Below are 21590 nucleotides of genomic sequence, written 5' to 3' on the forward strand. Positions count from 1 at the left end.
AGGCTGCTCGCATGACGGACACCCATGCATCCCTTCACGACCCGATCCGAGGCCAGGCCGACCTCCGTGCCCGGTGGAGCACGCTGGTGGGCGAGCTCGGCTTCTCCCGCCGAGCCCTCTGGTTCGCGTTCGTGGACCCTGACCGCCGCATGCACCCGCGTCTGGCCGAGGTCGCCGACGTCCCGCCGGCGGCCGAGCCGGAGCAGGTCACCGAGATCGTCGGGGCGATCAAGCAGGTCGTGGACGAGCTCGAGCCGGGGACGACGGTCGCCTTCCTGCTCAGCCGGCCGGGACCCGGCGGCATGAACGACGCAGATCGGACCTGGGCTCGTGCGCTCGCCACGTCGGCGCGCTACCTGCGTGTGCCGGTCGAGACGACACACCTGGCCACCGACACCGAGCTCGTCGCCTTCGCGCCGGACGACCTCGCGGCGTGAGGACCTCTCAGGCGGTCCCGATCAGCGTCCCGGCGACCGCAGCCGGGGTGAGATAGAGCAGCGGGAACGGCAGGTGCGCGTAGGCGCCGGCCCGTACGACGGTGACGATCGCGCCGAGGAAGTAGACGACGAGACCTCCGGCAGCCAGCACGCCGATGGGCGGGACGACCAGCCCCACCAGGAGGCCGAGCGCGCCGAGGAGCTTGGCGGTGGCCAGCCAGGGCCACCAGGACCTCGGCACGCCGTAGTCGGCGAAGTTGTCGACGACCCAGCCCTGGCGCGTGTAGGTGGCGACGGCGGAGAAGCCGACCCAGGCGGCTGCGAGGATGACGACGGCGGTCGAGACGATGCCCATGAGAAGTCCTCTCGTGACAGGACCACGCCGGTGAGCGTGGCCACTCTACGAGACAGACACGCCCCGGCGCCTCGGTGTGACAGCCGGTCCCCGGTGTGACAGACGGCGCTGCCGCCGGTCGCCGGCGATCCCCTCAGCCCTCCAGTCGCCCCAGGTCCACCCGTGACAGACGGTGCGGGTCGGCCAGGACGTCGATCGCGACGATCCGACCGCCCGTGACCGTGAACGCCATGACCACCTGGAGCCGGCCGCGCGGAGCGACCACGACGCCGGGGACCCCGTTGACGAGGACACGGCGGGTGAACGGAGAGAGGCGACTGGTCGCGGCGGCCTGCCCGGCGACCTCCTCGGCGCCGTGGAGCACGACGGTGGACTGCGGCCGACCGCTTCCGCCGTCCGAGCGCAGGATGACGTCCGGGTGCAGAACGGCGATCAAGCCGTCGAGATCCCCCTCTCGCGATGCGGCGAAGAAGGCGTCGACCACCTCCCGCTGGCGCGCCAGGTCGGGATCCGGCGCTGGCGCCTGCCCCTGGACCCGACGCCGCGCCCGGCTCGCGAGCTGGCGAGTGGCTTCCGGGCTGCGGTCGAGGACGGCGGCGATCTCGGCGAAGGCGACCCCGAACACGTCGTGCAGGACGAAGGCGACGCGCTCAGCCGGGCTGAGTCCCTCCAGCACCACCAGCAGCGCCAGTCCGACGCCCTCGGCGAGCAGCGCCGAGTCCTCCGGCCCCGGACCCGAGTCGGGACTGACGATGGGGTCGGGCACATGGACCAAGGACTGCTCACGCCGGCTCCGCCGTGTCCGCAGCGCGTTCAGGCAGACCCGCGCGACGACCGTCCTCAGCCAGGCCGCCGGGTTCTCCACGTCACCGGCCTCGGCCCGACTGACCCGCAGCCACGCCTCCTGCAGCGCGTCGTCGGCGTCGTCGGCGGACCCGAGCATCCGGAAGGCGATCGACCTCAGCCGGGATCGGTCCTCCTCGAACCGTGCGAGGAGCTCATCGTGGTCGTTCGCGCTCATCCCTCTCCTCGTAGGTCCTGCCCCCATGACACACGGCGGAGCCCGGACGTGACAGCTCAGCGGTCGCGCAGGACCCGACCCTCGTCCCAGACCGGCTCGTCGCTCTCGTAGACGTCACCGTCGGCGCCGAACACGAGGAACCGGTCGAACCGCCGCGCGAACCACCGGTCGTGGGTCACCGCGAGGACCGTCCCGTCGAACGCCTCGAGCCCGTCCTCCAACGCCTCGGCCGACTCGACGTCGAGGTTGTCGGTCGGCTCGTCGAGCAGCAGGAGGGTCGCTCCCGACAGCTCCAGGAGCAAGATCTGGAACCGCGCCTGCTGACCGCCCGACAAAGAGTCGAACGCCTGCTCGGCGGAGCGGGCCAGCCCGTAGCGGTCGAGCTTGCGCGCGGCCTCCTCCCGACCCATCCCTCGCCGACCGATCCCGCGCGCATCGACGTCGCCACGGTGCAGGATCTCGAGCAGGGTGCGACCGACCAGCTCGGGATGGTGGTGGGTCTGCACGAACCACCCGGGCCGGACCCTCGCCCCGAGCTTGGCGAGCCCGCGGTGCGCGACCGGCTCGACCACCTGGTCCCCGACCGGCTCGTGCTCCACGTCCGGCCGGGTGCCTCCGGCGGCGAGCAGGCGGAGGAAGTGCGACTTGCCCGACCCGTTGGAGCCGAGGACCGCGACGCGCTCGCCGTACCAGACCTCGAGGTCGAACGGACGCATGAGTCCGGTGAGCTCCAGGCTCTCGGCGACGACCGCCCGCTTGCCCGTACGGCCTCCGGTGAGCCGCATGACGACGTTCTGGTCGTGGGGCACCACCTCGGGCGGGCCCGCCTCCTCGAACCTGCGCAGCCGCGTCTGCGCCGCCCGGTAGCGCGCGGCCATGTCGGAGTTGTAGGCGGCCTTGGTCTTGTACATGATCACCAGCTCGCGGAGCTTCTGGTGCTCCTCGTCCCACCGCCGGTGCTGCTCCTCCAGCTTCGCGAACCGAGCGGCGCGGGCCTCGTGGTACGTCGCGAAGCCGCCGGGGTGGGTCCAGGCCGTGCTTCCGGTGGCACCGACCTCGAGGGTGACCACCCGCGTGGCGGTGTTGGCCAGCAGGGCTCGGTCGTGGCTGACGTACAGCACAGTCTTCTGCGTGGCGGTGAGCTGCTCCTCGAGCCACTGCTTGCCGGGCACGTCGAGATAGTTGTCGGGCTCGTCGAGCAGGAGCACCTCGTCGGGGCCGCGGAGGAGGCCCTCGAGCACCAGCCGCTTCTGCTCTCCGCCCGACATCGTGGAGAGGTCCCGCCACATCGCCCGCTCGTAGGAGATCCCCAGCGCGGCCGTGCAGCACGCGTCCCAGGTGACCTCGAGGTCGTAGCCGCCCGCGTCCCCGTACTCCGCCAGAGCGGTGGCGTAGCGCAGCTGTGTCGGCTCGTCGTCGCGCTCCATCAGGACGAGCTCGACCTCGTCCACCCGCGCGGCCGCTGCCCGAATGCGAGGCGGAGCGATCGAGAGGAGCAGCTCGCGCACCGTCTCGAGGTGGGAGCCGTCGGGGTGACGTGTCACCATCTGCCTCATCACGCCGAGGCCGCCGCTGCGGCTGACCGACCCACCGTGCGGCGAGATCTCACCGGTGATGATCCTCAGCAGCGTGGTCTTCCCCGCGCCGTTGGCGCCGACGAGGGCGACGATCGCGCCGTCGCCGACGCGGAAGCTGACGTCGTCCAGCAGCACCCTCCCGTCGGGGAGGTCGTACCGGATCCCGGACAGCTCTGCGTGGCCCACAGCCCTAGTCTCCGCCCTCGGTCAACGCCGTTTCGACGCGCCCCGTCCCACCTGACGAGGAGCTGGCGAGAAGCGGTCCCGCGCACCCTCGTCATCGAGTACGATCCGGCGAGCGGTTCCCCGACGTACGGGCGGGCCAGACCCGACGTACGGAGCAGGCGTGACCGTCTTCCTGATCCTCGGCCTCGCCGGCCTCGCGCTTCTCGCCGTCTCGCTCGTCGTCGGCGAAGTGCTCGACGGAGCTCTCGACGTGCTGCCCGGGGACGCCTTCTCGACCGCCGTCGTCGGCGGCTTCGTCTCCGCCTTCGGGTTCGGGGCTGCCGCCGCGGACGGCGCCGGTGTCCCCCTCCTGCCCGCTCTGCTCGCCGGCGGCGGGTGCGGTGTCGTCGTCGCGTGGTCCGCGGCCTGGTTGACCGGCCTGGTCCGCGGTGGGAGCAGCGACGCCACTCCCTCGACCGGCGACAGCATCGGCCGCAGCGGGCGGGTGGTGTCCGGCATCCCCGACGACGGTTACGGCACGGTCCGCGTCGCGGTCGGCGGGCACGTGCTCCAGCTCAACGCCCGTGCCGACAGAGCCCTCGACGCCGGCACCGAGGTGCACGTGACCGGCGTCCTCTCCCCCACTGCCGTCAGGGTCGCCCCGGTGTGGGACGACCTCCCCTGATCCCCACCCGAAAGGCTCCCCCGTGCTGATCCCTATCGCCGGCATCGCCGTCCTCGTCCTCCTGCTCCTCTTCCTGGTCACGAGCCGCTACAAGGTCGCCGGGCCCAACCAGGCCTTCATCGTCACCGGCCGCAAGGGCAAGGCGGTCCTCAACCCGGAGACCGGCGCCCTCACCACCGACCTGTCAGGCCAGAAGGTGATCCTCGGCGGCGGCACCTTCGTCGTCCCGTTCGTGCAGAAGCTCGCGACGATGGACCTCTCGAGCCGTCGCATCTCGGTGCAGATCCGTGGTGCGGTGTCGGGACAGGGCATCAAGCTGAACGTCGAGGGTGTCGCGATCGTCAAGGTGGGCGGCAACGCCGACCAGATCCGGCTCGCGGCCCAGCGCTTCCAGTCGCAGCAGGCCGACATCGAGCCCTTCACGCAGGAGGTCCTCGCCGGCGCGCTCCGCTCCATCGTCGGCGGTCTGACGGTCGAGCAGATCATCCGCGACCGGGCCGCGTTCGCCCAGCGCGTGGCCGACGAGTCCGAGAACTCCCTGACCGGCCAGGGTCTGATCCTCGACACGTTCCAGATCCAGGACGTCACCGACGACGGCAGCTATCTCGCCGACCTCGGCCGCCCCGAAGCCGCCCGTAACCGGCAGACCGCGGCGATCGCCGAGGCCGCGGCTCGCCAGGCCGCGGAGCAGGCGAGCCTGAAGGCCGAGGAGGAGATCGCCATCGCGCAGCGCACGCTGGCGCTCAAGCAGGCGGAGATCAAGGCCGAGACCGACGCTGCCTCCGCAAACGCGGCGTCGGCCGGTCCGCTGGCCCAGGCCGATCGTGACCAGGCCGTGCTCGTCGAGCAGGAGAAGGTCGCCGTCAGGCAGGCAGCCCTGACCGAGCGGCAGCTGGAGACGCAGGTCCGCAAGCCGGCCGATGCGGCCCGGTACAAGGTCGAGCAGGAGGCCGAGGCGCGCCGCTCCTCGGACATCGCGGCGGCAGAGGCCCGCAAAGCCGCCACCATCGCCGCCGCGGAGGCCAAGGCGGAGGAGGCGCGTCTGACCGGTGAGGGGGAGAAGTCACGCCGTACGGCCATCGCGGAGGCCGAGGCGATCGAGGGCGCTCGTCGTGGTGAGGCCGAGAAGGCCCGACGCGTGGCGGAGGCCGAGGCCACCCGCGCCGAGGGTGAGGCTCAGGCCTCCGCCACGCTCGCCGTCGGCCACGCCGAGGCCGAGGCGATGGACAAGCGCGCGGCGGCGTTCGCAAGCTACAACGACGCGGCGGTCCTCCAGATGCTCATCGAGGTGCTCCCGCAGATCGCCAAGGAGGTCGCGGCACCGATCAGTGCGATCGACCAGCTCACGGTGATCTCGACCGAGGGCGCCGGGGCTCTGCCGAGGCAGGTCAACGACAACATCGTCCAGACCTTGCAGATGCTCAAGACCTCGACCGGGCTCGACCTCGAGAGCCTCCTCCACCGGTCGGTGGACAGGGCCGCGAACGGCATGGGCGTCACCACCGGCAAGAACGGCGACAGCTGAGCCGTCCCGGCCGTCAGGGTCGGCGACGCAGCCGGTAGAAGCGGGGCGTCGTCGACCGGAGCGGTCGCGGCATCCCCGACACGTCGGCCAGGCAGCTGCCGGTGAGCTCCCACGCGGGGAGCGCCCGGGCCAGATCGCGCTCGTCGGCCCCTCTCGGCAGGAGGGGTCGGCGGCCGGGGGCGAAGGCCAGCAGCAGGAACGAGGCGGTCGGTGACGCGACCGCCGTCATCGCGGTCCCGTACGCCGCGCGGGCCTCGTCACCGAGTCCGTGGAAGCAGCCGATGTCCACGAAGAGCTCGACCGGGCCTGGGAGCTCGACGTCGACCAGCGCCGTGACGTCCGCGCAGACGAAGCGGGCGTGCTCGGCGCCGTCCCGGGCCCGGGCACGATCGATGGCCCTCTGCACGTCGTCGACGCCCACCGCGGTCCACCCACGGCGTCCGAGCTCGATCGTGTGGCTCCCGCTGCCGCAGCCGACGTCGAGGGCGCACCCCCAAGGCTGCGGGCGCGACTCCTCCTCGGTGAGCAGCCCGGCCAGCTGGTCGGCGCCTCCGTCACCCGCGGCCTCCCACGGCCTGACCCCGCACCGGTACGCGATCTGGTATCCCCTCGACATCCGACTCCCCCACTTTCGTTCTAGTGCGACTAGAACTAATCTCCTCTAGAGTGGACCCGATGAGCGAGCACGTCAAGCGGTCTCCCGGATCCCGTCCGTACGACGCATCTCGGCGTCGTCAGCGCGCCGACGAGAACCGCCTCGCGATGCTGCGGTCCGCGCACCGGATGTTCGTCGAGCGCGGCTACGCCCGCACGACGATGGCGGCGATCGCCGCCGACGCCGGGGTGAGCACGGACCTCGTCTACAAGACCTTCGGCACCAAGCACCGCCTCGTCGTCGAGGTGCTCAACTACGACGCCACCAGCGAGGTCGACAGTCCGCCCGTGCTGGAGCAGGCGCGCCCCCAGGAGGTCAGGGCAGAGAAGGACCAGCGCACCCAGATCAGGATGTTCGCTGACGACATCGCCCAACGCACACGCCGGGTCCGACCCATCGACGACGTCATCCGGTCCGCGGGCGAGGTCGACCCAGACCTCGCCACGCAACGGGCCCAGGATCAACGCACGCGCCTGAGCAACCTCCAGGCGCTCGTCGGATGGGTGGCTGCCAACGGCGCGCTCCGAGAAGGCCTGGAGGAGGAGGACGCCGCGGCCACCGTGTGGGCTCTGACCGGCCCTGACATGCACAGGCTCCTCGTCGATGAGCTCGGCTGGGAGCACCAGCGCTATGCGGACTGGATCAGGGACACGCTGACCGCTGTGCTGCTCCCGCCCCCTGCCGACCGCACGACCTAGCCCAGCGCCTCCGCCAAGAGCTCCAGGGTCCGCTCACGAGGGACGGAACGACGCGGATCGGCGCCCTGCCTCGCGGAGGCCACCGGGTGCACCATCACCTCGTCCACCTCGAACTCCGCTGCCAGGGCCTGCAGTCGCTGGGCCGCCTGCTCGGGGTCGCCGACGATGTTGCGCGCCAGGCCGTCCTGCACCATCGCCTCCTGCGGCGGGGTGAGAGGGGACTTCTCGGCGTCCTCGACGAGATCGAGAGCGGCGAGGGGAGCGCCCGTCATCAGCCGTGCCATCGACTGCAGGTTCGGGAGCGCGAGCGCCACGGCCTCGTCGTACGTCTCGGCGACGACGGCGTTGACGGTCAAGAAGGTCGTCGGCTCAGGTGTGCGCTCGCTCGGGCGGAACTCCGCACGGTAGGTCGCCAGGGCCTCTGCGGTGCCCTTGCCCGAGAAGTGGTGGGCGAACACGTAGGGAAGGCCCTTGGCGGCGGCGAGGTGGGCGGAGTACATCGACGAGCCGAGCAACCACTGTCGCGGAACCGAGGTCGCGGCCGGCGTCGCCTTCAGGAGGTACTGCCGTCCCTGGAGCGGCACGCGGACGCCCACCTGGGAGTCCATCAGCGCCATGACGTCGTCGAGGTACTGGGGGAACTGCTCGATGTCGGTGTTGTCGCGACCCGCGGCGCCACGGAGCATCCAGGACGTGACCTGGTCCGAGCCCGGCGCGCGCCCGATGCCCAGGTCGATACGTCCAGGATGGGCCGCCTCGAGGAGCGCGAACTGCTCGGCTACGGCGAGCGGGGCGTGGTTCGGAAGCATCACACCTCCGGAGCCGACGCGGATGCGCTCCGTCTGGGCAGCGACGTGGGCGATCAGCACCGGCGGCGACGACGCCGCGACAGCCGGCATGTTGTGGTGCTCCGCGAGCCAGTAGCGCGTGTAGCCGAGATTGTCGGCAGCCTGCGCCAGCGCCACGGTGGCGGCGAGAGCGTCTCCGGTCGACTGGTCGGTGCGGACGGGGACGAGGTCGAGGACCGAGAGCTTGAGCGGCATACCTGGTTCCAACGCCGACGGAGGCGTCGCTCATTCCCTCGCGTACGGCTTGCCTGCGACGTCCTACCGGGCGGCGGACGTGGACCGTCCCCGCCACCACTGCCAGATCAGGGTCACGATCAGCGCGCTGACGAACGAGCCGACCAGACCCGAGACGAAGGCCATCGGCCAGTCGATGCCGCACGCACCGCGGCCGAGGATGAGCTGGGCGACCGCGCCCTGGAGTGCACGAAGGCCGGCCCCCGCTCCTCTCGGAGCAGGTGCCGGCCTGCGTGCGTGCTCGACCGGTGAAGGTCAGGCCTTCTCGGTGGTGCCTTCGGCGTCGGTGCCCTCGGCGTCGGTGCCCTCGACCTCGTCGGCCGAAGCCTCGGGAGCCTCGTCGGCCGGCGCCTCGTCGGCAGCGGCGATCTGGTCCTCGACCTCGTCGGCGTTGTCGGCGACCGGGGCGGTCTCTGCCTTCGTGGACTTCTTGGGCGTCTTCGTCGTGACGGAGAAGTCCTTCTCCTCCACGAGCTCGATCACGGCCATGGGGGCGTTGTCGCCCTTGCGCGGCCCGATCTTGGTGATGCGCGTGTAGCCGCCGGGGCGCGTCGTGTACTTCGGCGCGACCTCGGTGAAGAGCACGTGCAGGATCTGCTTGTCACGGATCACCTTGACGACCTGGCGCCGGTTGGCGACCGTGTCGACCTTGGCGCGCGTGATCAGCGACTCCGCGTACGGACGAAGGCGTCGGGCCTTCGCCTCGGTGGTGGTGATGCGGCCGTGCTCGAACAGGCTCTGTGCGAGATTGGCGAGGATGAGGCGCTGGTGCGCCGGGCTCCCGCCGAACCGCGGACCCTTGGTGGGCGTGGGCATTGCTGTGTCTCCTGGGATGTCGTGCGGAGATCAGTGCTGAGCGTCGGCTCAGTACTGCTCGTCCTCCGCGAAGCTCTCGTCGTCGTCGTAGCTGTCGACCACCGCGGACGGGTCGAACCCGGCAGGGCTGTCCTTGAGGCCCAGGCCCATCTCTGCGAGCTTGGCCTTCACCTCGTCGATGGACTTCGAACCGAAGTTGCGGATGTCCAGCAGGTCCTGCTCGCTGCGCGAGATGAGCTCACCCACGGTGTGGATGCCCTCGCGCTTGAGGCAGTTGTACGAGCGCACCGTGAGGTGGAGGTCCTCCACCGGGAGCGCCAGGTCGGCGGCGAGCGCCTCGTCGACGGGCGACGGGCCGATGTCGATGCCCTCGGCCTCGACGTTCAGCTCGCGGGCGAGACCGAACAGCTCGACGAGCGTCTTGCCGGCCGACGCCATGGCGTCGCGCGGCAGGATCGAGCGCTTGGTCTCCACGTCGATGATGAGCTTGTCGAAGTCGGTGCGCTGCTCGACACGAGTCGCCTCGACCTTGTACGTGACCTTGAGGACCGGGCTGTAGATCGAGTCGATCGGCATGCGCCCGATCTCCTCGTCGCCGGTCTTGTTCTGGACTGCCGACACGTAACCGCGTCCGCGCTCGACCACCAGCTCCACCTCGATCTTGCCCTTGTCGTTCAGGGTCGCGATCTTGAGGTCCGGGTTGTGCACCTCGACGCCGGCCGGAGGCGCGATGTCGGCTGCGGTGACGTCGCCGGGGCCCTGCTTGCGCAGGTACATGACGACGGGCTCGTCGTGCTCCGAGCTGACCACGATGTTCTTGAGGTTGAGGATGATCTCGGTGACGTCCTCGGTCACGCCGGGGATCGTCGAGAACTCGTGCAGGACACCGTCGATCTTGATCGAGGTGACTGCTGCACCCGGGATCGACGACAGGAGCGTACGGCGCAGCGAGTTGCCGAGGGTGTAGCCGAAGCCGGGCTCGAGGGGCTCGATGACGAACCGCGAACGGAACTCGTCGACGACGTCCTCTGACAGGGTGGGCCGCTGTGCAATGAGCATTTTCTGGTTTCCTTTCCGCGTCGCCCGCTATTTGACGGACACGGTCTGTGGAGGTGGTGGGGCTGCCCGGGACCGGCCCGGGCAGCCGTGTGAGCGGATCAGATCTTGGAGTAGTACTCCACGATCAGCTGCTCGGAGATCGGCACGACGATCTGCTCGCGCACCGGCGGCTGGTGGACCAGGATGCGGCCCTTCTCCGGGACGGCGGTGAGCCATCCCGGAACCGTGGTGGCGTCGAACGTCTCGCGGGCCACGATGAACGGCGTGGTCTCGAGCGACTTCGGCCGCACGTCGATGATGTCGTGCTTGCTGACCTGGAACGACGGGATGTCGGTCTTGTGGCCGTTGACCAGGAAGTGGCCGTGGGTCACGAGCTGGCGAGCGTGACGTCGGGTCCGCGCGAAACCGGCGCGGTACACGACGTTGTCGAGACGGCACTCGAGGATCTGGAGGAGGTTGTCGCCGGTCTTGCCCGGACGACGGTTTGCCTCCTCGTAGTAGTTGCGGAACTGCCGCTCGAGCACGCCGTAGGTGTAACGCGCCTTCTGCTTCTCCTGAAGCTGGGTGCGGTACTCGCTCTCCTTGACACGGGCGCGGCCGTGCTGGCCGGGCGGGTACGGACGACGCTCGAACGCGGCGTCACCGCCGACGAGGTCCACGCCCAGGCGGCGAGACTTCTTGGTCAGGGGTCCGGTGTAACGGGCCATCTGTGTTCTCCTCTCCGATCCGGGCGATCAGACGCGGCGGCGCTTGGGAGGCCGCACGCCGTTGTGGGGGCTGGGGGTGACGTCCTGGATGGTGCCGACCTCGAGGCCGACCGCACCCAGCGAACGGATCGCCGTCTCGCGGCCCGAACCGGGGCCCTTCACGAAGACGTCGATCTTCTTCATCCCGTGCTCCATCGCCCGACGCCCGGCGGCCTCGGCGGCCATCTGCGCGGCGTACGGAGTGGACTTGCGCGAGCCCTTGAAGCCGACGGTGCCGGCCGAGGCCCACGAGATCACCGCTCCGGTGGGATCGGTGATCGTGACGATCGTGTTGTTGAACGTGCTCTTGATGTGGGCCTGGCCCGCGGCGACGTTCTTCTTCTCCTTGCGGCGCACCTTCTTGGCGCCTGTGCCCTTCGGAGGCATTACTTACCCTTCTTCTTTGCGCCGGAAACGGTGCGCTTCGGACCCTTGCGGGTGCGAGCGTTCGTCTTGGTCCGCTGCCCGCGCACGGGGAGCCCGGCGCGGTGGCGGCGGCCCTGGTAGCTGCCGATCTCGATCTTGCGACGGATGTCGGCGGCCACTTCGCGGCGAAGGTCGCCCTCGACCTGGAACTGACCCTCGATCGCGTCACGGAGCGAGACCAGCTGGTCCTCGCTCAGCTCGTGGACGCGCAGGTCGGGGCTGATGCCGGTCTGCTCGAGCAGCTGCTGACTGCGGGTACGGCCGATGCCGTAGATGTAGGTGAGACCGATCACCACGCGCTTGTCGCGCGGGAGATCGACACCGATGAGGCGTGCCATCAGGCGGTTTCCTTCCACTGCGGAGGTGTGGTCGTGACGCGTCCTGGCTGCCTCAGCCAGGCCCCGGCCTCCGGTCCGGGGGAAGCACCTCGTCGTCGACGGGGTGAGCGGTCACGTGTGGGTGGCGGGCTGGTCAGCCCTGCCGCTGCTTGTGGCGCGGGTTCTCGCAGATCACCATGACACGGCCATGGCGACGGATGACCTTGCACTTCTCGCAGATCGGCTTGACGCTCGGTTGAACCTTCATCGAGCTCTCTTATCTTGAACGGACGGATGGTTGCGCGGCGCGCGACGACGACGCCCTCGCGGGCGGCTCCCGGTGCGGGTCACTTGTACCGGTAGACGATCCGGCCTCGGGTGAGGTCGTACGGGGACAGCTCCACCACTACGCGGTCCTCGGGGAGGATCCGGATGTAGTGCTGGCGCATCTTGCCGCTGATATGGGCTAGAACCTTGTGGCCATTGGTCAGCTCGACCCGGAACATCGCGTTCGGCAGGGCCTCGATGACCGAGCCCTCGAGCTCGATGACGCCTTCCTTCTTCGGCATGTCCTCCGCAATCTGTCGCACGTCTCTCGGATCGGCCGAAGGCATGCGGATACGCAGACCTCGGCCGACTGTCCATAGTACGGTGCTCCGTGGCGGTCGGACAAATCAGCCCCCCTCGACGAGAGGAAGGGCGCCGTCAGTCGCTCTCGGGGCCGCCGTACGGGACGCCCAGCTCGGCGAGCCGGGCCTTGCCGCCGTCGAGGGCGCTGAGCACCCAGGCGCCGGTGTCGGTGAGCGTGAACGTGTGCTCGAAGTGGGCCGACCACCCGCTGTCGTCGGTCACGACGGTCCAGTCGTCCTCGAGCGTCGTCGTGTCGATCGTGCCTTCGGTCAGCATCGGCTCCACCGCGAGGACCAGCCCCTTGACCAGCTTGGCGCCGTGGCCCGGTCGGCCGAAGTTGGGGACGTTGGGCGGCATGTGCATGGCCGTGCCGATCCCGTGACCGACGTAGTCCTCGACGATCCCGTACGACGCACCGGCGGGTTGGCTGCGGACGTACGTCTCGACCGCGTGGCCGATGTCGCTGACCCTGCCGCCGAGCCGTGCCGCGGCGATGCCGCGCCACAAGGACTCCTCGCACACGCGCATCAGCTCGCGCCGGCTCGCCGAGACCTCCCCCACCGCGACGGTGACCGCCGCGTCGGAGTGCCAGCCGTCGAGCACGCACCCGCAGTCGATCGAGACGAGGTCGCCCTCCTCGATCACGCGGCCGCCCGGGATGCCGTGGACGACCTCGTCGTTGACCGACGTGCAGATCGTCGCCGGAAAGCCGTGGTAGCCCTTGAAGTTCGGCTTGGCCCCACGGCTGTGGATGTGCTCCTCCGCGATCGCGTCGAGGTCGGCCGTGGTCATGCCCGGCCGGACCGACTCACGCAGGAGCGCGAGCGTCTCGCCCACGATCACGCCCGCCCGCCGCATCACGGCGACCTGGTCAGGCGTCTTGATCTCCAGGCCGCTGCCGAACAGACCCATGGCTCCTTAGTCCTGCGGCAGGGCGTCGAGGATGCGGCCCTGGACCTCGTCCACGGCGCCGAGCCCGTCGACCCGCACCAGCAGACCGCGGTCGGCGTAGAGGGCGAGCAGCGGCGACGTCTGCGCCTCGTACACCTCTTGGCGGTGCCGGACGACGTCCTCGGTGTCGTCGGTGCGGCCCGAGGTCTCCGCGCGCTTCAGCAGGCGCGCGATGAGCTCCTCACGCTCCACCACCAGCTCGACGACGGCATCGAGCTTCTCTCCCAGTTCGGCCAGGATCCCGTCGAGCGTGTGGACCTGGTCGACCGTCCGCGGATAGCCGTCGAGGAGGAAGCCGGCGTGCGCGTCGTCCCACGTGAGCCGGTCGCGCACCATCGCGTTGGTGACCTCGTCGGGGACGTACTCGCCCTTGTCCATGTACGTCTTCGCCACGACGCCGAGCTCCGTGCCCTCGGAGACGTTCGCGCGGAAGATGTCGCCCGTCGAGATCTGCGGGATCCCGAGCTTTTCCGCGAGGAGAGTCGCCTGGGTGCCCTTGCCTGCCCCCGGAGGACCCATGAACAAGAGACGCATCACTTGAGGAACCCTTCGTAGTTGCGCTGCTGCAGCTGGCTCTCGATCTGCTTCACCGTGTCGAGACCGACGCCGACGATGATCAGGAGCGTCGTGCCACCGAACGGGAAGTTCTGGTTGGCGTCGACGAGCAGGAAGGCCAGGAGCGGGATGAGCGCGACGAGACCGAGGTACAGCGAGCCGGGGAAGGTGATGCGCGAGAGCACGTAGCCGAGGTACTGCTCGGTCGGACGTCCGGCACGGATGCCGGGGATGAAGCCGCCGTACTTCTTCATGTTGTCGGCGACCTCCTTCGGGTTGAAGGTGATCGACACGTAGAAGTACGTGAAGAACACGATCAGCAGGAAGAAGGTGAGCATGTAGACCGGGTGGTCGCCGCGGACGAAGTTGTCGTTGATCCAGTTCGCCCAGCCCTTGCCCTGGTTGAACTGTGCGGCCAGCGCCGGGAGATAGAGCAGGCTCGAGGCGAAGATGACCGGGATGACGCCGGCCTGGTTGACCTTCAGCGGGATGTAGGTCGACGAGCCGCCGAACATCTTGCGTCCGACCATCCGGCGGGCGTACTGCACCGGGATCCGGCGCTGGGCCTGCTCGATGAAGATGACGGCCGCCATGACGGCGAGACCGACGGCGACCACGACGGCGAAGACGCCCCAGCCGCGCTGCTCCTTGATGAGCCACATCGTGCCCGGGAAGGTCGCGACGATCTGGGTGAAGATCAGCAGCGACATGCCGTTGCCGACACCACGGTCGCTGATGAGCTCGCCGAACCACATGATCATCGCCGTACCGGCGACCATGACCAGGACGATCAGCAGGAAGAGACCGACCGAGTCGGTGTCGGTCAGGAGGTCGCGGTTGCACTGGTTGCCGAAGAGGGCTCCGGAACGGGCCATCGCGACGATGCCGGCGCCCTGGAGGACCGCGAGACCCAGGGTGAGGTAGCGGGTGTACTGGGTGATCTTGGCCTGGCCGGACTGACCCTCCTTCTTGAGGGTCTCCAGCCGTGGGATCACCACCGTCAACAGCTGAAGGATGATGCTCGCGGTGATGTAGGGCATGATGCCCAGCGCGAACACGGTCAGCTGGAGGAGAGCTCCACCCGAGAAGACGTTGAGCAGGTTGAACAGGCTGTTGGCGTTCTCACCTGAGGTAGCAGCGTTGAGGCAGAACTGAACGTTCTCCACGTCCACTCCCGGAGCGGGGAGGACGGATCCCATCCGGAACAGCACGAGGATGAACAAGACGAACAAGATCTTCTTGCGTAGATCAGGCGTCTTGAACGCGTTGACGAAAGCGCTGAGCACCGGGTCCTCCTATGGACAACGGCGACGGTGTCCCGTGCGGGTGGAGTGCGGAATGGGGGCCTTGAAGCGAAACATGGCGACTCTAACAGTCGCTCGGTGAGCGACTGTCAGAGACCGCCATGTCCCATACGACTCGGTACGACTCAGCGCTCGGTGACCGAGCCGCCAGCCGCTTCGATCTTGCTCTTGGCCGACGCCGAGAACTTGTCGGCAGTCACCTGGACCGCGACGTCGATCTCGCCGTTGCCCAGGATCTTGACGGGCTGGCCCTTGCGGACCGCACCCTTGTCGACGAGTGCGGCGACGTCCACCGTGCCGCCCTCGGGGAAGAGCTCGCCGAGGCGGGTCAGGTTCACGACCTGGTACGCCACCTTGAACGGGCTCTTGAACCCACCCAGCTTCGGGAGGCGCATGTGGATCGGGACCTGGCCGCCCTCGAAGCCGACGGGCACCTGGTAGCGGGCACTCGTGCCCTTGGTGCCGCGGCCCGCGGTCTTGCCCTTGCTTCCCTCACCGCGACCCACACGGGTCTTCGCGGTCTTCGCGCCCGGTGCGGGGCGGAGGTGGTGCAGCTTGAGCGTCATGTCAGTTCCTCCCCTCAGTCCACATTCTTGACGTCGACGAGGTGAGGAACCGTTGCGATCATCCCGCGGATCTCGGGACGGTCCTCCTTGACGACGACGTCGCCGATGCGCTTGAGACCGAGCGTGCGCAAGGTCTGGCGCTGGTTGTTCGTACGCCCGATGCCCGAGCGCACCTGGGTCACCTGCAGCTTCGACATCATGCACCTGCCTGGGCCGGCGTCGACGGCTCACGCTCGGCCTTGAGCATCGCCGCCGGTGCGACGTGCTCGACCGGCAGGCCGCGGCGAGCCGCCACGTCCGCCGGGGACTCGAGCTCACGCAGCGCCTGAATGGTCGCGTGCACGATGTTGATGGCGTTCGACGAGCCGAGCGACTTGCTCAGCACGTCGTGGATGCCTGCGGCCTCGAGCACGGCGCGGACCGGACCACCGGCGATGACGCCGGTACCGGGAGCGGCCGGGCGCAGCATGACCACGCCGGCTGCCCGCTCACCCTGCACGGGGTGCGGGATGGTGCCCTGGATGCGCGGCACGCGGAAGAAGGACTTCTTTGCCTCCTCGACACCCTTCTGGATGGCAGTCGGCACCTCCTTCGCCTTGCCGTAGCCGACACCGACCATGCCGTCGCCGTCACCGACGACGACCAGGGCCGTGAAGCTGAACCGACGTCCGCCCTTGACGACCTTGGCCACGCGGTTGATGCCGACGACCTTCTCGATGTATGCGGTCTTGTCCGCCGAACCGCGATCGCGGCCCCGACGGTCCCCGCCGCCACTGCGGCGCTGGGCTCCGCTCATTCGACTGTCCTCTTCTCTCGTCTGGCTCAGAAGGCCAGGCCGCCCTCGCGGGCGCCCTCGGCCAGGGCGGAAACGCGCCCCTGGTACTTGTTTCCTGCGCGGTCGAACACGACCGCTTCGACCCCGGCGACCTTCGCGCGGTCGGCGATCAGCTCACCGACGCGACGGGCCTTGGCGGTCTTGTCTCCGTCGAGCGAGCGCAGCTCGGCCTCCATCGACGAGGCCGACGCAAGCGTACGGCCCTCCAGGTCGTTGACAACCTGAGCGACGATGTGACGGCTGGAGCGCGTGATCACCAGACGCGGACGATCCTGCGTCCCGGCGACCCGCTTGCGACCCCGCACCTGACGGCGACGACGACCAGCGACGCGCGCAGCCTCGTGCTTGCGGTGCTTGAGAGCGATAGCCATTACTTTCCAGCCTTCCCAGCCTTGCGGCGAACCTGCTCGCCGGCGTATCGCACGCCCTTGCCCTTGTAGGGCTCGGGCTTGCGCAGCTTGCGGATGTTGGCCGCAACCTCACCGACCTGCTGCTTGTCGATCCCGGTGATCGTGAGCTTCGTCGGCGACTCGACCGTGAAGGTCACGCCCTCCGGTGCCTGGAAGGCGACCGGGTGGCTGAAGCCGAGGTTGAGCTCGATCGCGGCCGGGCCCTTGGCCAGGACGCGGTATCCGACGCCGACGAGCTCGAGCTTCTTCTCGTAGCCCGTCGTGACGCCGATGACCATGTTGTTGATCAGGGTGCGTGTGAGGCCGTGGAGCGAGCGGTTCTGCCGCTCGTCGTTCGGACGCTCGACCGAGATCGCGCCGTCCTCAGCCTTGCTCGCGGTGATCGGTGCGGCCACCGTGTGCGCCAGCGTGCCCTTCGGGCCCTTGACCGTGACGACCTGCCCGTCGATCGCGATGTCGACACCGGAAGGAACCGTCACCGGCTGCTTGCCAATACGTGACATGTGTTTTCTCCTCCCGTCACCAGACGTAGGCGAGGACTTCGCCCCCGACGCCCTTGAACTTGGCCTGCTTGTCGGTCAGAAGGCCCTGGCTCGTGGAGATGATCGCCACGCCCAGTCCTCCGAGAACCTTCGGCAGGTTGGTCGACTTCGCGTAGACCCGCAGACCCGGCTTGCTGATGCGCCGGATGCCGGCGATCGCACGCTCGCGGTGCTGGCCGTACTTGAGGGTCACCGTGAGCGTCTTGCCCACGACGTCCCCGGTCGGCTCGGCCACGGAGAAGCCCGTGATGTAGCCCTCTTGCTTCAGGATCTCCGCGACGCCGGCCTTGAGCTTGCTGTAAGGCATGCTCACCTCGTCGTGGAACGCCTGGTTGCCGTTGCGGACACGCGTCAGCATGTCCGCGATCGGATCAGTCATCGTCATGAGTGTGTTTCCACTTTCCTGCCACGGTTTCCGCGCTGTCGGCGCGGACCTGCGGCGTTCAGGGTCGAGTCGGGATTACCAGCTGCTCTTCGTGATGCCCGGGAGCTCACCGCGGTGAGCCATGGTCCGCAGGCAGATCCGGCACAGGCCGAACTTGCGATAGACGGACTTCGGGCGTCCACAGCGCTGGCAGCGGGTGTAGGCGCGCACGGCGTACTTCGGCTTGCGCGCGGCCTTAACCTTCAGCGAGGTCTTCGCCATGGTCAGTTCTCCTTGAACGGGAAGCCGAGCTTGGTGAGGAGCGCGCGCCCCTCCTCGTCGTTGGTCGCCGAGGTGACGATGGTGATGTCCATGCCACGGGTCCGGTCGATCTTGTCCTGATCGATCTCGTGGAACATGACCTGCTCCGTGAGACCGAACGTGTAGTTGCCGCGTCCGTCGAACTGCTTGGGCGAGAGCCCGCGGAAGTCGCGGATACGCGGGAGGGCGATCGACAGCAGCCGATCGAGGAACTCCCACATGCGGTCGCCGCGCAGCGTGACGTGCGCACCGATCGGCATGCCCTCGCGCAGCTTGAACTGCGCGATGGACTTGCGGGCACGGGTGACCTGCGGCTTCTGGCCGGTGATCGCGGCCAGGTCGCGGATCGCGCCCTCGATCAGCTTGGAGTCACGAGCTGCCTCGCCGACGCCCATGTTGACGACGATCTTGGTCAGACCCGGGACCTGCATGACGTTCTCGAACGAGAACTCCTCGCGCAGCGCGGGGAGGATCTCCTCGCGGTAGCGCGTCTTCACGCGCGGGATGACCTTCTCTGTGGTCTCGGCGCTCATCAGATCTCCTCTCCGGTGCGCTTGGCGACGCGCACGCTGCGGTGCGCGCTGTAGGTGGAGCCGTCAGGGCGCTTCTTGGTGACCTCGTCGCGACGGTTGCCGATACGGGTGGTGACCTTCTCGCCGTCGACCTCGACCAGGAGCGCCACGTTGGACACGTGGATCGGAGCCTCCTTGGTCACGATCGAGCTGGTCGTGCCCGGCTGCAGCGCCTTCTGGTGCCGCTTGATCCGGTTCACGCCCTCGACGATCACGCGATCGACCTCGGGGAGCACGGCGATGACCTTGCCCTCGACGCCGCGGTCCTTGCCGGACAGCACGCGGACCTGGTCACCCTTCTTGATGCTCAGGCTCTTCTTCTTGGCAGTCATCACAGCACCTCCGGGGCAAGCGAGATGATGCGCATGAACCGCTTGTCGCGCAGCTCACGGCCCACGGGGCCGAAGATGCGCGTTCCACGGGGCTCACCATCATTCTTCAAGATGACTGCGGCGTTCTCGTCGAACCGGATGTAGGAGCCGTCCGGACGACGGCGCTCCTTCGCGGTGCGGACGACGACAGCCTTCACGACGTCGCCCTTCTTGACGTTCCCGCCCGGGATCGCGTCCTTGACGGTGGCGACGATGGTGTCGCCGATCCCTGCGTATCGACGACCGGAACCGCCGAGCACGCGGATGCACAAGATCTCCTTGGCACCGGTGTTGTCGGCGACCTTGAGTCGCGACTCCTGCTGGATCATCGGTTATCTCCTGTTGTCTCGCCGGTTCTCACGGGGTCTCCGCGAGCCTGACGGAACGAGTGGTTACTTGGCCTTCTCGAGGATCTCGACGAGGCGCCAACGCTTGGTCGACGACAGCGGACGGGTCTCTGCGACCAGTACGCGGTCGCCGATGCCAGCCTCGTTCGCCTCGTCGTGCGCCTTGAGCTTGCTCGTGCGGCGCATGACCTTGCCGTACAGAGCGTGCTTGACGTGGTCCTCGACGCTGACGACGACGGTCTTGTCCATCTTGTCGCTCACGACGAGGCCCTCGCGCACCTTGCGGCGGTTGCGCTCGCCTGCGGTGTTGTTGCTCATGCCTCTTCACTTTCGATGATGCCGAGCTCGCGCTCACGGACGACGGTGTAGATGCGCGCGATGTCCTTGCGCACCGTACGGAGCCGGGCGTTGTTCTCGAGCTGGCCGGTCGCGGCCTGGAAGCGCAGGTTGAACAGCTCTTCCTTGGCCTCGCCCAGCTTGTCGGCCAGGTCCTCGGCGCTCAGCGCGCGGAGGTCAGCGGTGGTGGTGGCGTTCGCCATCAGAGATCACCTGCCTCGCGGGTCACGATCTTGCACTTCATCGGGAGCTTGTGCATCGCACGTCGCAGCGCCTCACGGGCCACCGGCTCGGTCACGCCCGACAGCTCGAACATGACGCGGCCGGCCTTGACGTTGGCGATCCACCACTCCGGCGAACCCTTTCCGGAACCCATGCGGGTCTCGGCAGGCTTCTTGGTCAGCGGACGGTCGGGGTAGATGTTGATCCACACCTTGCCGCCACGCTTGATGTGACGGGTCATGGCGATACGAGCCGACTCGATCTGCCGGTTGGTCACGTAGTGACCCTCGATCGCCTGGATGCCGAAGTCACCGAACGCCAGCGACGTGCCGCCCTTGGCGGCGCCACGACGCTTGGGGTGGTGCTGCTTGCGGTGCTTGACCCTGCGCGGGATCAGCATGGTTCAGCTCTCCGTTCCGTTCGCTGCTTCCGCGGGAGCGGTAGCAGCCTCAGTGCTCGCGGGAGCCGGCTCTGCAGCCTGCTCCTGACGTGCGGGGCGCTCTGCGCGCTGTCCCTCACGTGCCGGGCGACGAGCGCCACCACGACCCGGACGCTGACGCCCACCGGGGGCGGCGGCGCGGGCAGCGGCCTGAGCCTCGCGCTCGGCACGGGTGCCGGCGACCTCGCCCTTGTAGATCCAGACCTTCACGCCGATGCGGCCGAAGGTCGTACGCGCCTCGTAGAAGCCGTAGTCGACGTCGGCACGGAGCGTGTGCAGGGGCACGCGGCCCTCGCGGTAGAACTCCGAGCGCGACATCTCCGCGCCGCCGAGACGGCCGGAGCACTGGATGCGGACACCCTTGGCACCGGCGCGCATGGTCGTCTGCAGTGCCTTGCGCATGGCGCGACGGAACTGCACACGGCCGGCGAGCTGCTCGGCAACACCCTGGGCGACCAGCTGCGCATCGAGCTCGGGGTTCTTGACCTCGAGGATGTTGAGCTGGATCTGCTTGCCCGTGAGCTTCTCGAGATCGCCGCGGATGCGGTCGGCCTCGGCGCCGCGGCGTCCGATCACGATGCCCGGACGCGCCGTGTGGATGTCCACGCGGACACGGTCACGAGTGCGCTCGATCTCGACCCGGCTGATGCCGGCGCGGTCCATGCCCTTGGTGAGCAGGCGACGGATCTTGATGTCCTCGCCGACGTAGCCCTTGTACAGCTTGTCGGCGTACCAGCGGCTCTTGTGGTCGGTGGAGATACCGAGACGGAAGCCGTGCGGGTTGATCTTCTGTCCCACTAGCGGTTCCCACCCTTCTTGTTGGCCTTGTGTGTTCGACTCAGCGCGGCGACAGCGTCACGAGGCTGCACGACGACGGTGATGTGGCTGGTGCGCTTGAGGATGCGGTTGGCCGCACCACGGGCGCGGGGGCGCCAGCGCTTCATCGTCGGGCCCTCGTCGACCCGGACGGCCGAGATGACCAGCGTCGAACGGTCGAGGCCTTCGGTGGTCTCGGCGTTCGCGACGGCGCTCGCGACCAGCTTGTAGACGTCCTGCGCCGCACCCTGCGGGGCGAACCGCAGCAGGGCCAGTGCATCGTCCACGTCGAGGCCGCGGACCATGTCGACGACCCGGCGCGCCTTCTGCGGCGTGACGCGGACGAAGCGTGCGACCGCGAAAGCACCGGGCTCGTCGCCGAGCAGGCTCTCGCGTCGGGCGCTGAGGCCCTTACGCTCCAATGTGCTCATCTGAACTCTTCCCT

The 21590-nt window shown here is 68.7% G+C and carries 34 protein-coding genes; 4 read left to right on the forward strand and 30 right to left on the reverse strand.

What is annotated here, in order from left to right:
- The first annotated feature begins 11 nt into the window (after window positions 1–11).
- Window positions 12–437 (forward strand): hypothetical protein, encoded by a 426-nt coding sequence (locus KV102_RS03475; RefSeq protein WP_220345316.1) that lies wholly within the window; start codon window positions 12–14, stop codon window positions 435–437.
- Window positions 438–444: 7 nt separating this feature from the next.
- Here the strand turns inward: KV102_RS03475 and KV102_RS03480 are convergent, their stop codons facing one another.
- The 3 genes from KV102_RS03480 to KV102_RS03490 all read right to left on the reverse strand — a co-directional run bounded on the left by KV102_RS03480 (window position 445) and on the right by KV102_RS03490 (window position 3576).
- Window positions 445–792, reverse strand: coding sequence for a DoxX family protein (locus KV102_RS03480; RefSeq protein ID WP_220342034.1), 348 nt, complete (start codon window positions 790–792; stop codon window positions 445–447).
- A gap of 133 nt (window positions 793–925) precedes the next feature.
- Window positions 926–1813, reverse strand: coding sequence for an RNA polymerase sigma factor SigJ (gene sigJ, locus KV102_RS03485; RefSeq protein WP_220342035.1), 888 nt, complete (start codon window positions 1811–1813; stop codon window positions 926–928).
- A 56-nt stretch (window positions 1814–1869) separates the two neighbouring features.
- Window positions 1870–3576, reverse strand: coding sequence for an ABC-F family ATP-binding cassette domain-containing protein (locus KV102_RS03490; RefSeq protein WP_220345317.1), 1707 nt, complete (start codon window positions 3574–3576; stop codon window positions 1870–1872).
- A gap of 160 nt (window positions 3577–3736) precedes the next feature.
- On the opposite strand from KV102_RS03490, the gene KV102_RS03495 reads away from it, so the two are divergent.
- Window positions 3737–4240: a hypothetical protein gene (locus tag KV102_RS03495; RefSeq protein ID WP_220345318.1), complete on the forward strand. Its 504-nt coding sequence runs from the start codon at window positions 3737–3739 to the stop codon at window positions 4238–4240.
- Between the two features lie 22 nt (window positions 4241–4262).
- Window positions 4263–5765 (forward strand): flotillin family protein, encoded by a 1503-nt coding sequence (locus KV102_RS03500; protein WP_220342038.1) that lies wholly within the window; start codon window positions 4263–4265, stop codon window positions 5763–5765.
- Window positions 5766–5778: 13 nt separating this feature from the next.
- Here KV102_RS03500 and KV102_RS03505 read toward each other — a convergent pair whose 3' ends face one another.
- Complete coding sequence (locus KV102_RS03505) at window positions 5779–6381, reverse strand: class I SAM-dependent methyltransferase (RefSeq protein ID WP_220345319.1); 603 nt, start codon at window positions 6379–6381, stop codon at window positions 5779–5781.
- A gap of 59 nt (window positions 6382–6440) precedes the next feature.
- On the opposite strand from KV102_RS03505, the gene KV102_RS03510 reads away from it, so the two are divergent.
- On the forward strand, window positions 6441–7118 hold the full coding sequence (locus KV102_RS03510; RefSeq protein ID WP_220345320.1) for a TetR/AcrR family transcriptional regulator: 678 nt from the start codon (window positions 6441–6443) through the stop codon (window positions 7116–7118).
- Here the strand turns inward: KV102_RS03510 and KV102_RS03515 are convergent.
- From KV102_RS03515 to rplV, 26 genes are all read right to left on the reverse strand, one after another.
- A complete protein-coding gene (locus KV102_RS03515) occupies window positions 7115–8161 on the reverse strand; it encodes an LLM class flavin-dependent oxidoreductase (RefSeq protein WP_220345321.1) in 1047 nt (348 codons plus the stop codon). The genes KV102_RS03510 and KV102_RS03515 overlap by 4 nt on opposite strands.
- Window positions 8162–8455: 294 nt before the next feature.
- On the reverse strand, window positions 8456–9016 hold the full coding sequence (gene rplQ / locus KV102_RS03520; RefSeq protein WP_220342042.1) for a 50S ribosomal protein L17: 561 nt from the start codon (window positions 9014–9016) through the stop codon (window positions 8456–8458).
- Window positions 9017–9064: 48 nt separating this feature from the next.
- Window positions 9065–10075, reverse strand: a complete 1011-nt coding sequence (locus KV102_RS03525) for a DNA-directed RNA polymerase subunit alpha (RefSeq protein ID WP_220342043.1) — start codon at window positions 10073–10075, stop codon at window positions 9065–9067.
- 98 nt (window positions 10076–10173) lie between these two features.
- Window positions 10174–10782 carry a 30S ribosomal protein S4 gene (rpsD, locus tag KV102_RS03530; RefSeq protein WP_220342044.1) on the reverse strand — a complete coding sequence of 203 codons (609 nt, stop codon included), beginning with the start codon at window positions 10780–10782 and terminating at the stop codon, window positions 10174–10176.
- A 27-nt stretch (window positions 10783–10809) separates the two neighbouring features.
- Window positions 10810–11208, reverse strand: a complete 399-nt coding sequence (gene rpsK, locus KV102_RS03535; RefSeq protein ID WP_139087808.1) for a 30S ribosomal protein S11 — start codon at window positions 11206–11208, stop codon at window positions 10810–10812.
- The gene (rpsM, locus tag KV102_RS03540; protein WP_220342045.1) at window positions 11208–11585 is read right to left on the reverse strand and encodes a 30S ribosomal protein S13; all 378 of its coding nucleotides are present in this window, start codon (window positions 11583–11585) and stop codon (window positions 11208–11210) included. The genes rpsK and rpsM overlap by 1 nt, the downstream gene beginning before the upstream one ends.
- A 133-nt stretch (window positions 11586–11718) precedes the next feature.
- The gene (gene rpmJ / locus KV102_RS03545; RefSeq protein ID WP_167005642.1) at window positions 11719–11832 is read right to left on the reverse strand and encodes a 50S ribosomal protein L36; all 114 of its coding nucleotides are present in this window, start codon (window positions 11830–11832) and stop codon (window positions 11719–11721) included.
- A 79-nt stretch (window positions 11833–11911) separates the two neighbouring features.
- Entirely contained in the window at window positions 11912–12133 is a 222-nt protein-coding gene (gene infA, locus KV102_RS03550) for a translation initiation factor IF-1 (protein ID WP_039345467.1), read from the reverse strand.
- A gap of 136 nt (window positions 12134–12269) precedes the next feature.
- The gene (gene map / locus KV102_RS03555; RefSeq protein ID WP_220345322.1) at window positions 12270–13106 is read right to left on the reverse strand and encodes a type I methionyl aminopeptidase; all 837 of its coding nucleotides are present in this window, start codon (window positions 13104–13106) and stop codon (window positions 12270–12272) included.
- 6 nt (window positions 13107–13112) lie between these two features.
- Window positions 13113–13679, reverse strand: coding sequence for an adenylate kinase (locus KV102_RS03560; RefSeq protein ID WP_220345323.1), 567 nt, complete (start codon window positions 13677–13679; stop codon window positions 13113–13115).
- A complete protein-coding gene (gene secY, locus KV102_RS03565) occupies window positions 13679–14986 on the reverse strand; it encodes a preprotein translocase subunit SecY (protein WP_220342048.1) in 1308 nt (435 codons plus the stop codon). The genes KV102_RS03560 and secY overlap by 1 nt, the downstream gene beginning before the upstream one ends.
- 143 nt (window positions 14987–15129) lie before the next feature.
- Window positions 15130–15570, reverse strand: coding sequence for a 50S ribosomal protein L15 (gene rplO, locus KV102_RS03570; protein WP_220342049.1), 441 nt, complete (start codon window positions 15568–15570; stop codon window positions 15130–15132).
- A gap of 14 nt (window positions 15571–15584) precedes the next feature.
- The gene (rpmD, locus tag KV102_RS03575) at window positions 15585–15767 is read right to left on the reverse strand and encodes a 50S ribosomal protein L30 (RefSeq protein ID WP_220342050.1); all 183 of its coding nucleotides are present in this window, start codon (window positions 15765–15767) and stop codon (window positions 15585–15587) included.
- On the reverse strand, window positions 15767–16366 hold the full coding sequence (gene rpsE / locus KV102_RS03580) for a 30S ribosomal protein S5 (protein ID WP_220342051.1): 600 nt from the start codon (window positions 16364–16366) through the stop codon (window positions 15767–15769). The genes rpmD and rpsE overlap by 1 nt, the downstream gene beginning before the upstream one ends.
- A 26-nt stretch (window positions 16367–16392) precedes the next feature.
- Window positions 16393–16776 carry a 50S ribosomal protein L18 gene (gene rplR, locus KV102_RS03585; protein WP_220342052.1) on the reverse strand — a complete coding sequence of 128 codons (384 nt, stop codon included), beginning with the start codon at window positions 16774–16776 and terminating at the stop codon, window positions 16393–16395.
- The gene (gene rplF / locus KV102_RS03590; RefSeq protein ID WP_220342053.1) at window positions 16776–17318 is read right to left on the reverse strand and encodes a 50S ribosomal protein L6; all 543 of its coding nucleotides are present in this window, start codon (window positions 17316–17318) and stop codon (window positions 16776–16778) included. Before rplF ends, rplR begins: the two co-directional genes overlap by 1 nt.
- Before the next feature lie 16 nt (window positions 17319–17334).
- Window positions 17335–17742 carry a 30S ribosomal protein S8 gene (gene rpsH / locus KV102_RS03595; protein ID WP_220342054.1) on the reverse strand — a complete coding sequence of 136 codons (408 nt, stop codon included), beginning with the start codon at window positions 17740–17742 and terminating at the stop codon, window positions 17335–17337.
- Window positions 17743–17817: 75 nt separating this feature from the next.
- A complete protein-coding gene (locus tag KV102_RS03600) occupies window positions 17818–18003 on the reverse strand; it encodes a type Z 30S ribosomal protein S14 (protein WP_220342055.1) in 186 nt (61 codons plus the stop codon).
- 2 nt (window positions 18004–18005) lie between these two features.
- The gene (rplE, locus tag KV102_RS03605) at window positions 18006–18575 is read right to left on the reverse strand and encodes a 50S ribosomal protein L5 (RefSeq protein ID WP_220342056.1); all 570 of its coding nucleotides are present in this window, start codon (window positions 18573–18575) and stop codon (window positions 18006–18008) included.
- Window positions 18575–18946, reverse strand: a complete 372-nt coding sequence (rplX, locus tag KV102_RS03610; protein WP_220342057.1) for a 50S ribosomal protein L24 — start codon at window positions 18944–18946, stop codon at window positions 18575–18577. Before rplX ends, rplE begins: the two co-directional genes overlap by 1 nt.
- Window positions 18946–19314 (reverse strand): 50S ribosomal protein L14, encoded by a 369-nt coding sequence (gene rplN, locus KV102_RS03615; RefSeq protein ID WP_139087795.1) that lies wholly within the window; start codon window positions 19312–19314, stop codon window positions 18946–18948. The genes rplX and rplN overlap by 1 nt, the downstream gene beginning before the upstream one ends.
- A gap of 63 nt (window positions 19315–19377) precedes the next feature.
- Window positions 19378–19650 (reverse strand): 30S ribosomal protein S17, encoded by a 273-nt coding sequence (rpsQ, locus tag KV102_RS03620; RefSeq protein ID WP_220342058.1) that lies wholly within the window; start codon window positions 19648–19650, stop codon window positions 19378–19380.
- Window positions 19647–19871, reverse strand: a complete 225-nt coding sequence (gene rpmC / locus KV102_RS03625; protein WP_220342059.1) for a 50S ribosomal protein L29 — start codon at window positions 19869–19871, stop codon at window positions 19647–19649. Before rpmC ends, rpsQ begins: the two co-directional genes overlap by 4 nt.
- Entirely contained in the window at window positions 19871–20290 is a 420-nt protein-coding gene (rplP, locus tag KV102_RS03630; protein WP_220342060.1) for a 50S ribosomal protein L16, read from the reverse strand. The genes rpmC and rplP overlap by 1 nt, the downstream gene beginning before the upstream one ends.
- Window positions 20291–20293: 3 nt before the next feature.
- A complete protein-coding gene (gene rpsC / locus KV102_RS03635) occupies window positions 20294–21127 on the reverse strand; it encodes a 30S ribosomal protein S3 (protein ID WP_220342061.1) in 834 nt (277 codons plus the stop codon).
- Entirely contained in the window at window positions 21127–21576 is a 450-nt protein-coding gene (gene rplV, locus KV102_RS03640; protein ID WP_220342062.1) for a 50S ribosomal protein L22, read from the reverse strand. The genes rpsC and rplV overlap by 1 nt, the downstream gene beginning before the upstream one ends.
- Between the last annotated feature and the right edge of the window lie 14 nt (window positions 21577–21590).

This window comes from Mumia sp. zg.B53 (genome assembly GCF_019550935.1).
In the GTDB taxonomy this organism is placed as follows: Bacteria; Actinomycetota; Actinomycetes; order Propionibacteriales; family Nocardioidaceae; genus Mumia.

What these genes read in the sequence shown, in the direction of transcription:
- KV102_RS03475 (WP_220345316.1), top strand. Translation starts at nt 12, where the DNA reads ATGACGGACACCCATGCATCCCTTCACGACCCGATCCGAGGCCAGGCC.
- KV102_RS03480 (WP_220342034.1), bottom strand. Translation starts at nt 792, where the DNA reads ATGGGCATCGTCTCGACCGCCGTCGTCATCCTCGCAGCCGCCTGGGTC.
- sigJ (WP_220342035.1), bottom strand. Translation starts at nt 1,813, where the DNA reads ATGAGCGCGAACGACCACGATGAGCTCCTCGCACGGTTCGAGGAGGAC.
- KV102_RS03505 (WP_220345319.1), bottom strand. Translation starts at nt 6,381, where the DNA reads ATGTCGAGGGGATACCAGATCGCGTACCGGTGCGGGGTCAGGCCGTGG.
- KV102_RS03510 (WP_220345320.1), top strand. Translation starts at nt 6,441, where the DNA reads ATGAGCGAGCACGTCAAGCGGTCTCCCGGATCCCGTCCGTACGACGCA.
- KV102_RS03515 (WP_220345321.1), bottom strand. Translation starts at nt 8,161, where the DNA reads ATGCCGCTCAAGCTCTCGGTCCTCGACCTCGTCCCCGTCCGCACCGAC.
- rplQ (WP_220342042.1), bottom strand. Translation starts at nt 9,016, where the DNA reads ATGCCCACGCCCACCAAGGGTCCGCGGTTCGGCGGGAGCCCGGCGCAC.
- KV102_RS03525 (WP_220342043.1), bottom strand. Translation starts at nt 10,075, where the DNA reads ATGCTCATTGCACAGCGGCCCACCCTGTCAGAGGACGTCGTCGACGAG.
- rpsD (WP_220342044.1), bottom strand. Translation starts at nt 10,782, where the DNA reads ATGGCCCGTTACACCGGACCCCTGACCAAGAAGTCTCGCCGCCTGGGC.
- rpsK (WP_139087808.1), bottom strand. Translation starts at nt 11,208, where the DNA reads ATGCCTCCGAAGGGCACAGGCGCCAAGAAGGTGCGCCGCAAGGAGAAG.
- rpsM (WP_220342045.1), bottom strand. Translation starts at nt 11,585, where the DNA reads ATGGCACGCCTCATCGGTGTCGATCTCCCGCGCGACAAGCGCGTGGTG.
- rpmJ (WP_167005642.1), bottom strand. Translation starts at nt 11,832, where the DNA reads ATGAAGGTTCAACCGAGCGTCAAGCCGATCTGCGAGAAGTGCAAGGTC.
- infA (WP_039345467.1), bottom strand. Translation starts at nt 12,133, where the DNA reads ATGCCGAAGAAGGAAGGCGTCATCGAGCTCGAGGGCTCGGTCATCGAG.
- map (WP_220345322.1), bottom strand. Translation starts at nt 13,106, where the DNA reads ATGGGTCTGTTCGGCAGCGGCCTGGAGATCAAGACGCCTGACCAGGTC.
- KV102_RS03560 (WP_220345323.1), bottom strand. Translation starts at nt 13,679, where the DNA reads ATGCGTCTCTTGTTCATGGGTCCTCCGGGGGCAGGCAAGGGCACCCAG.
- rplO (WP_220342049.1), bottom strand. Translation starts at nt 15,570, where the DNA reads ATGACGCTCAAGCTGCACCACCTCCGCCCCGCACCGGGCGCGAAGACC.
- rpmD (WP_220342050.1), bottom strand. Translation starts at nt 15,767, where the DNA reads ATGTCGAAGCTGCAGGTGACCCAGGTGCGCTCGGGCATCGGGCGTACG.
- rpsE (WP_220342051.1), bottom strand. Translation starts at nt 16,366, where the DNA reads ATGAGCGGAGCCCAGCGCCGCAGTGGCGGCGGGGACCGTCGGGGCCGC.
- rplR (WP_220342052.1), bottom strand. Translation starts at nt 16,776, where the DNA reads ATGGCTATCGCTCTCAAGCACCGCAAGCACGAGGCTGCGCGCGTCGCT.
- rplF (WP_220342053.1), bottom strand. Translation starts at nt 17,318, where the DNA reads ATGTCACGTATTGGCAAGCAGCCGGTGACGGTTCCTTCCGGTGTCGAC.
- rpsH (WP_220342054.1), bottom strand. Translation starts at nt 17,742, where the DNA reads ATGACGATGACTGATCCGATCGCGGACATGCTGACGCGTGTCCGCAAC.
- KV102_RS03600 (WP_220342055.1), bottom strand. Translation starts at nt 18,003, where the DNA reads ATGGCGAAGACCTCGCTGAAGGTTAAGGCCGCGCGCAAGCCGAAGTAC.
- rplE (WP_220342056.1), bottom strand. Translation starts at nt 18,575, where the DNA reads ATGAGCGCCGAGACCACAGAGAAGGTCATCCCGCGCGTGAAGACGCGC.
- rplX (WP_220342057.1), bottom strand. Translation starts at nt 18,946, where the DNA reads ATGACTGCCAAGAAGAAGAGCCTGAGCATCAAGAAGGGTGACCAGGTC.
- rplN (WP_139087795.1), bottom strand. Translation starts at nt 19,314, where the DNA reads ATGATCCAGCAGGAGTCGCGACTCAAGGTCGCCGACAACACCGGTGCC.
- rpsQ (WP_220342058.1), bottom strand. Translation starts at nt 19,650, where the DNA reads ATGAGCAACAACACCGCAGGCGAGCGCAACCGCCGCAAGGTGCGCGAG.
- rpmC (WP_220342059.1), bottom strand. Translation starts at nt 19,871, where the DNA reads ATGGCGAACGCCACCACCACCGCTGACCTCCGCGCGCTGAGCGCCGAG.
- rplP (WP_220342060.1), bottom strand. Translation starts at nt 20,290, where the DNA reads ATGCTGATCCCGCGCAGGGTCAAGCACCGCAAGCAGCACCACCCCAAG.
- rplV (WP_220342062.1), bottom strand. Translation starts at nt 21,576, where the DNA reads ATGAGCACATTGGAGCGTAAGGGCCTCAGCGCCCGACGCGAGAGCCTG.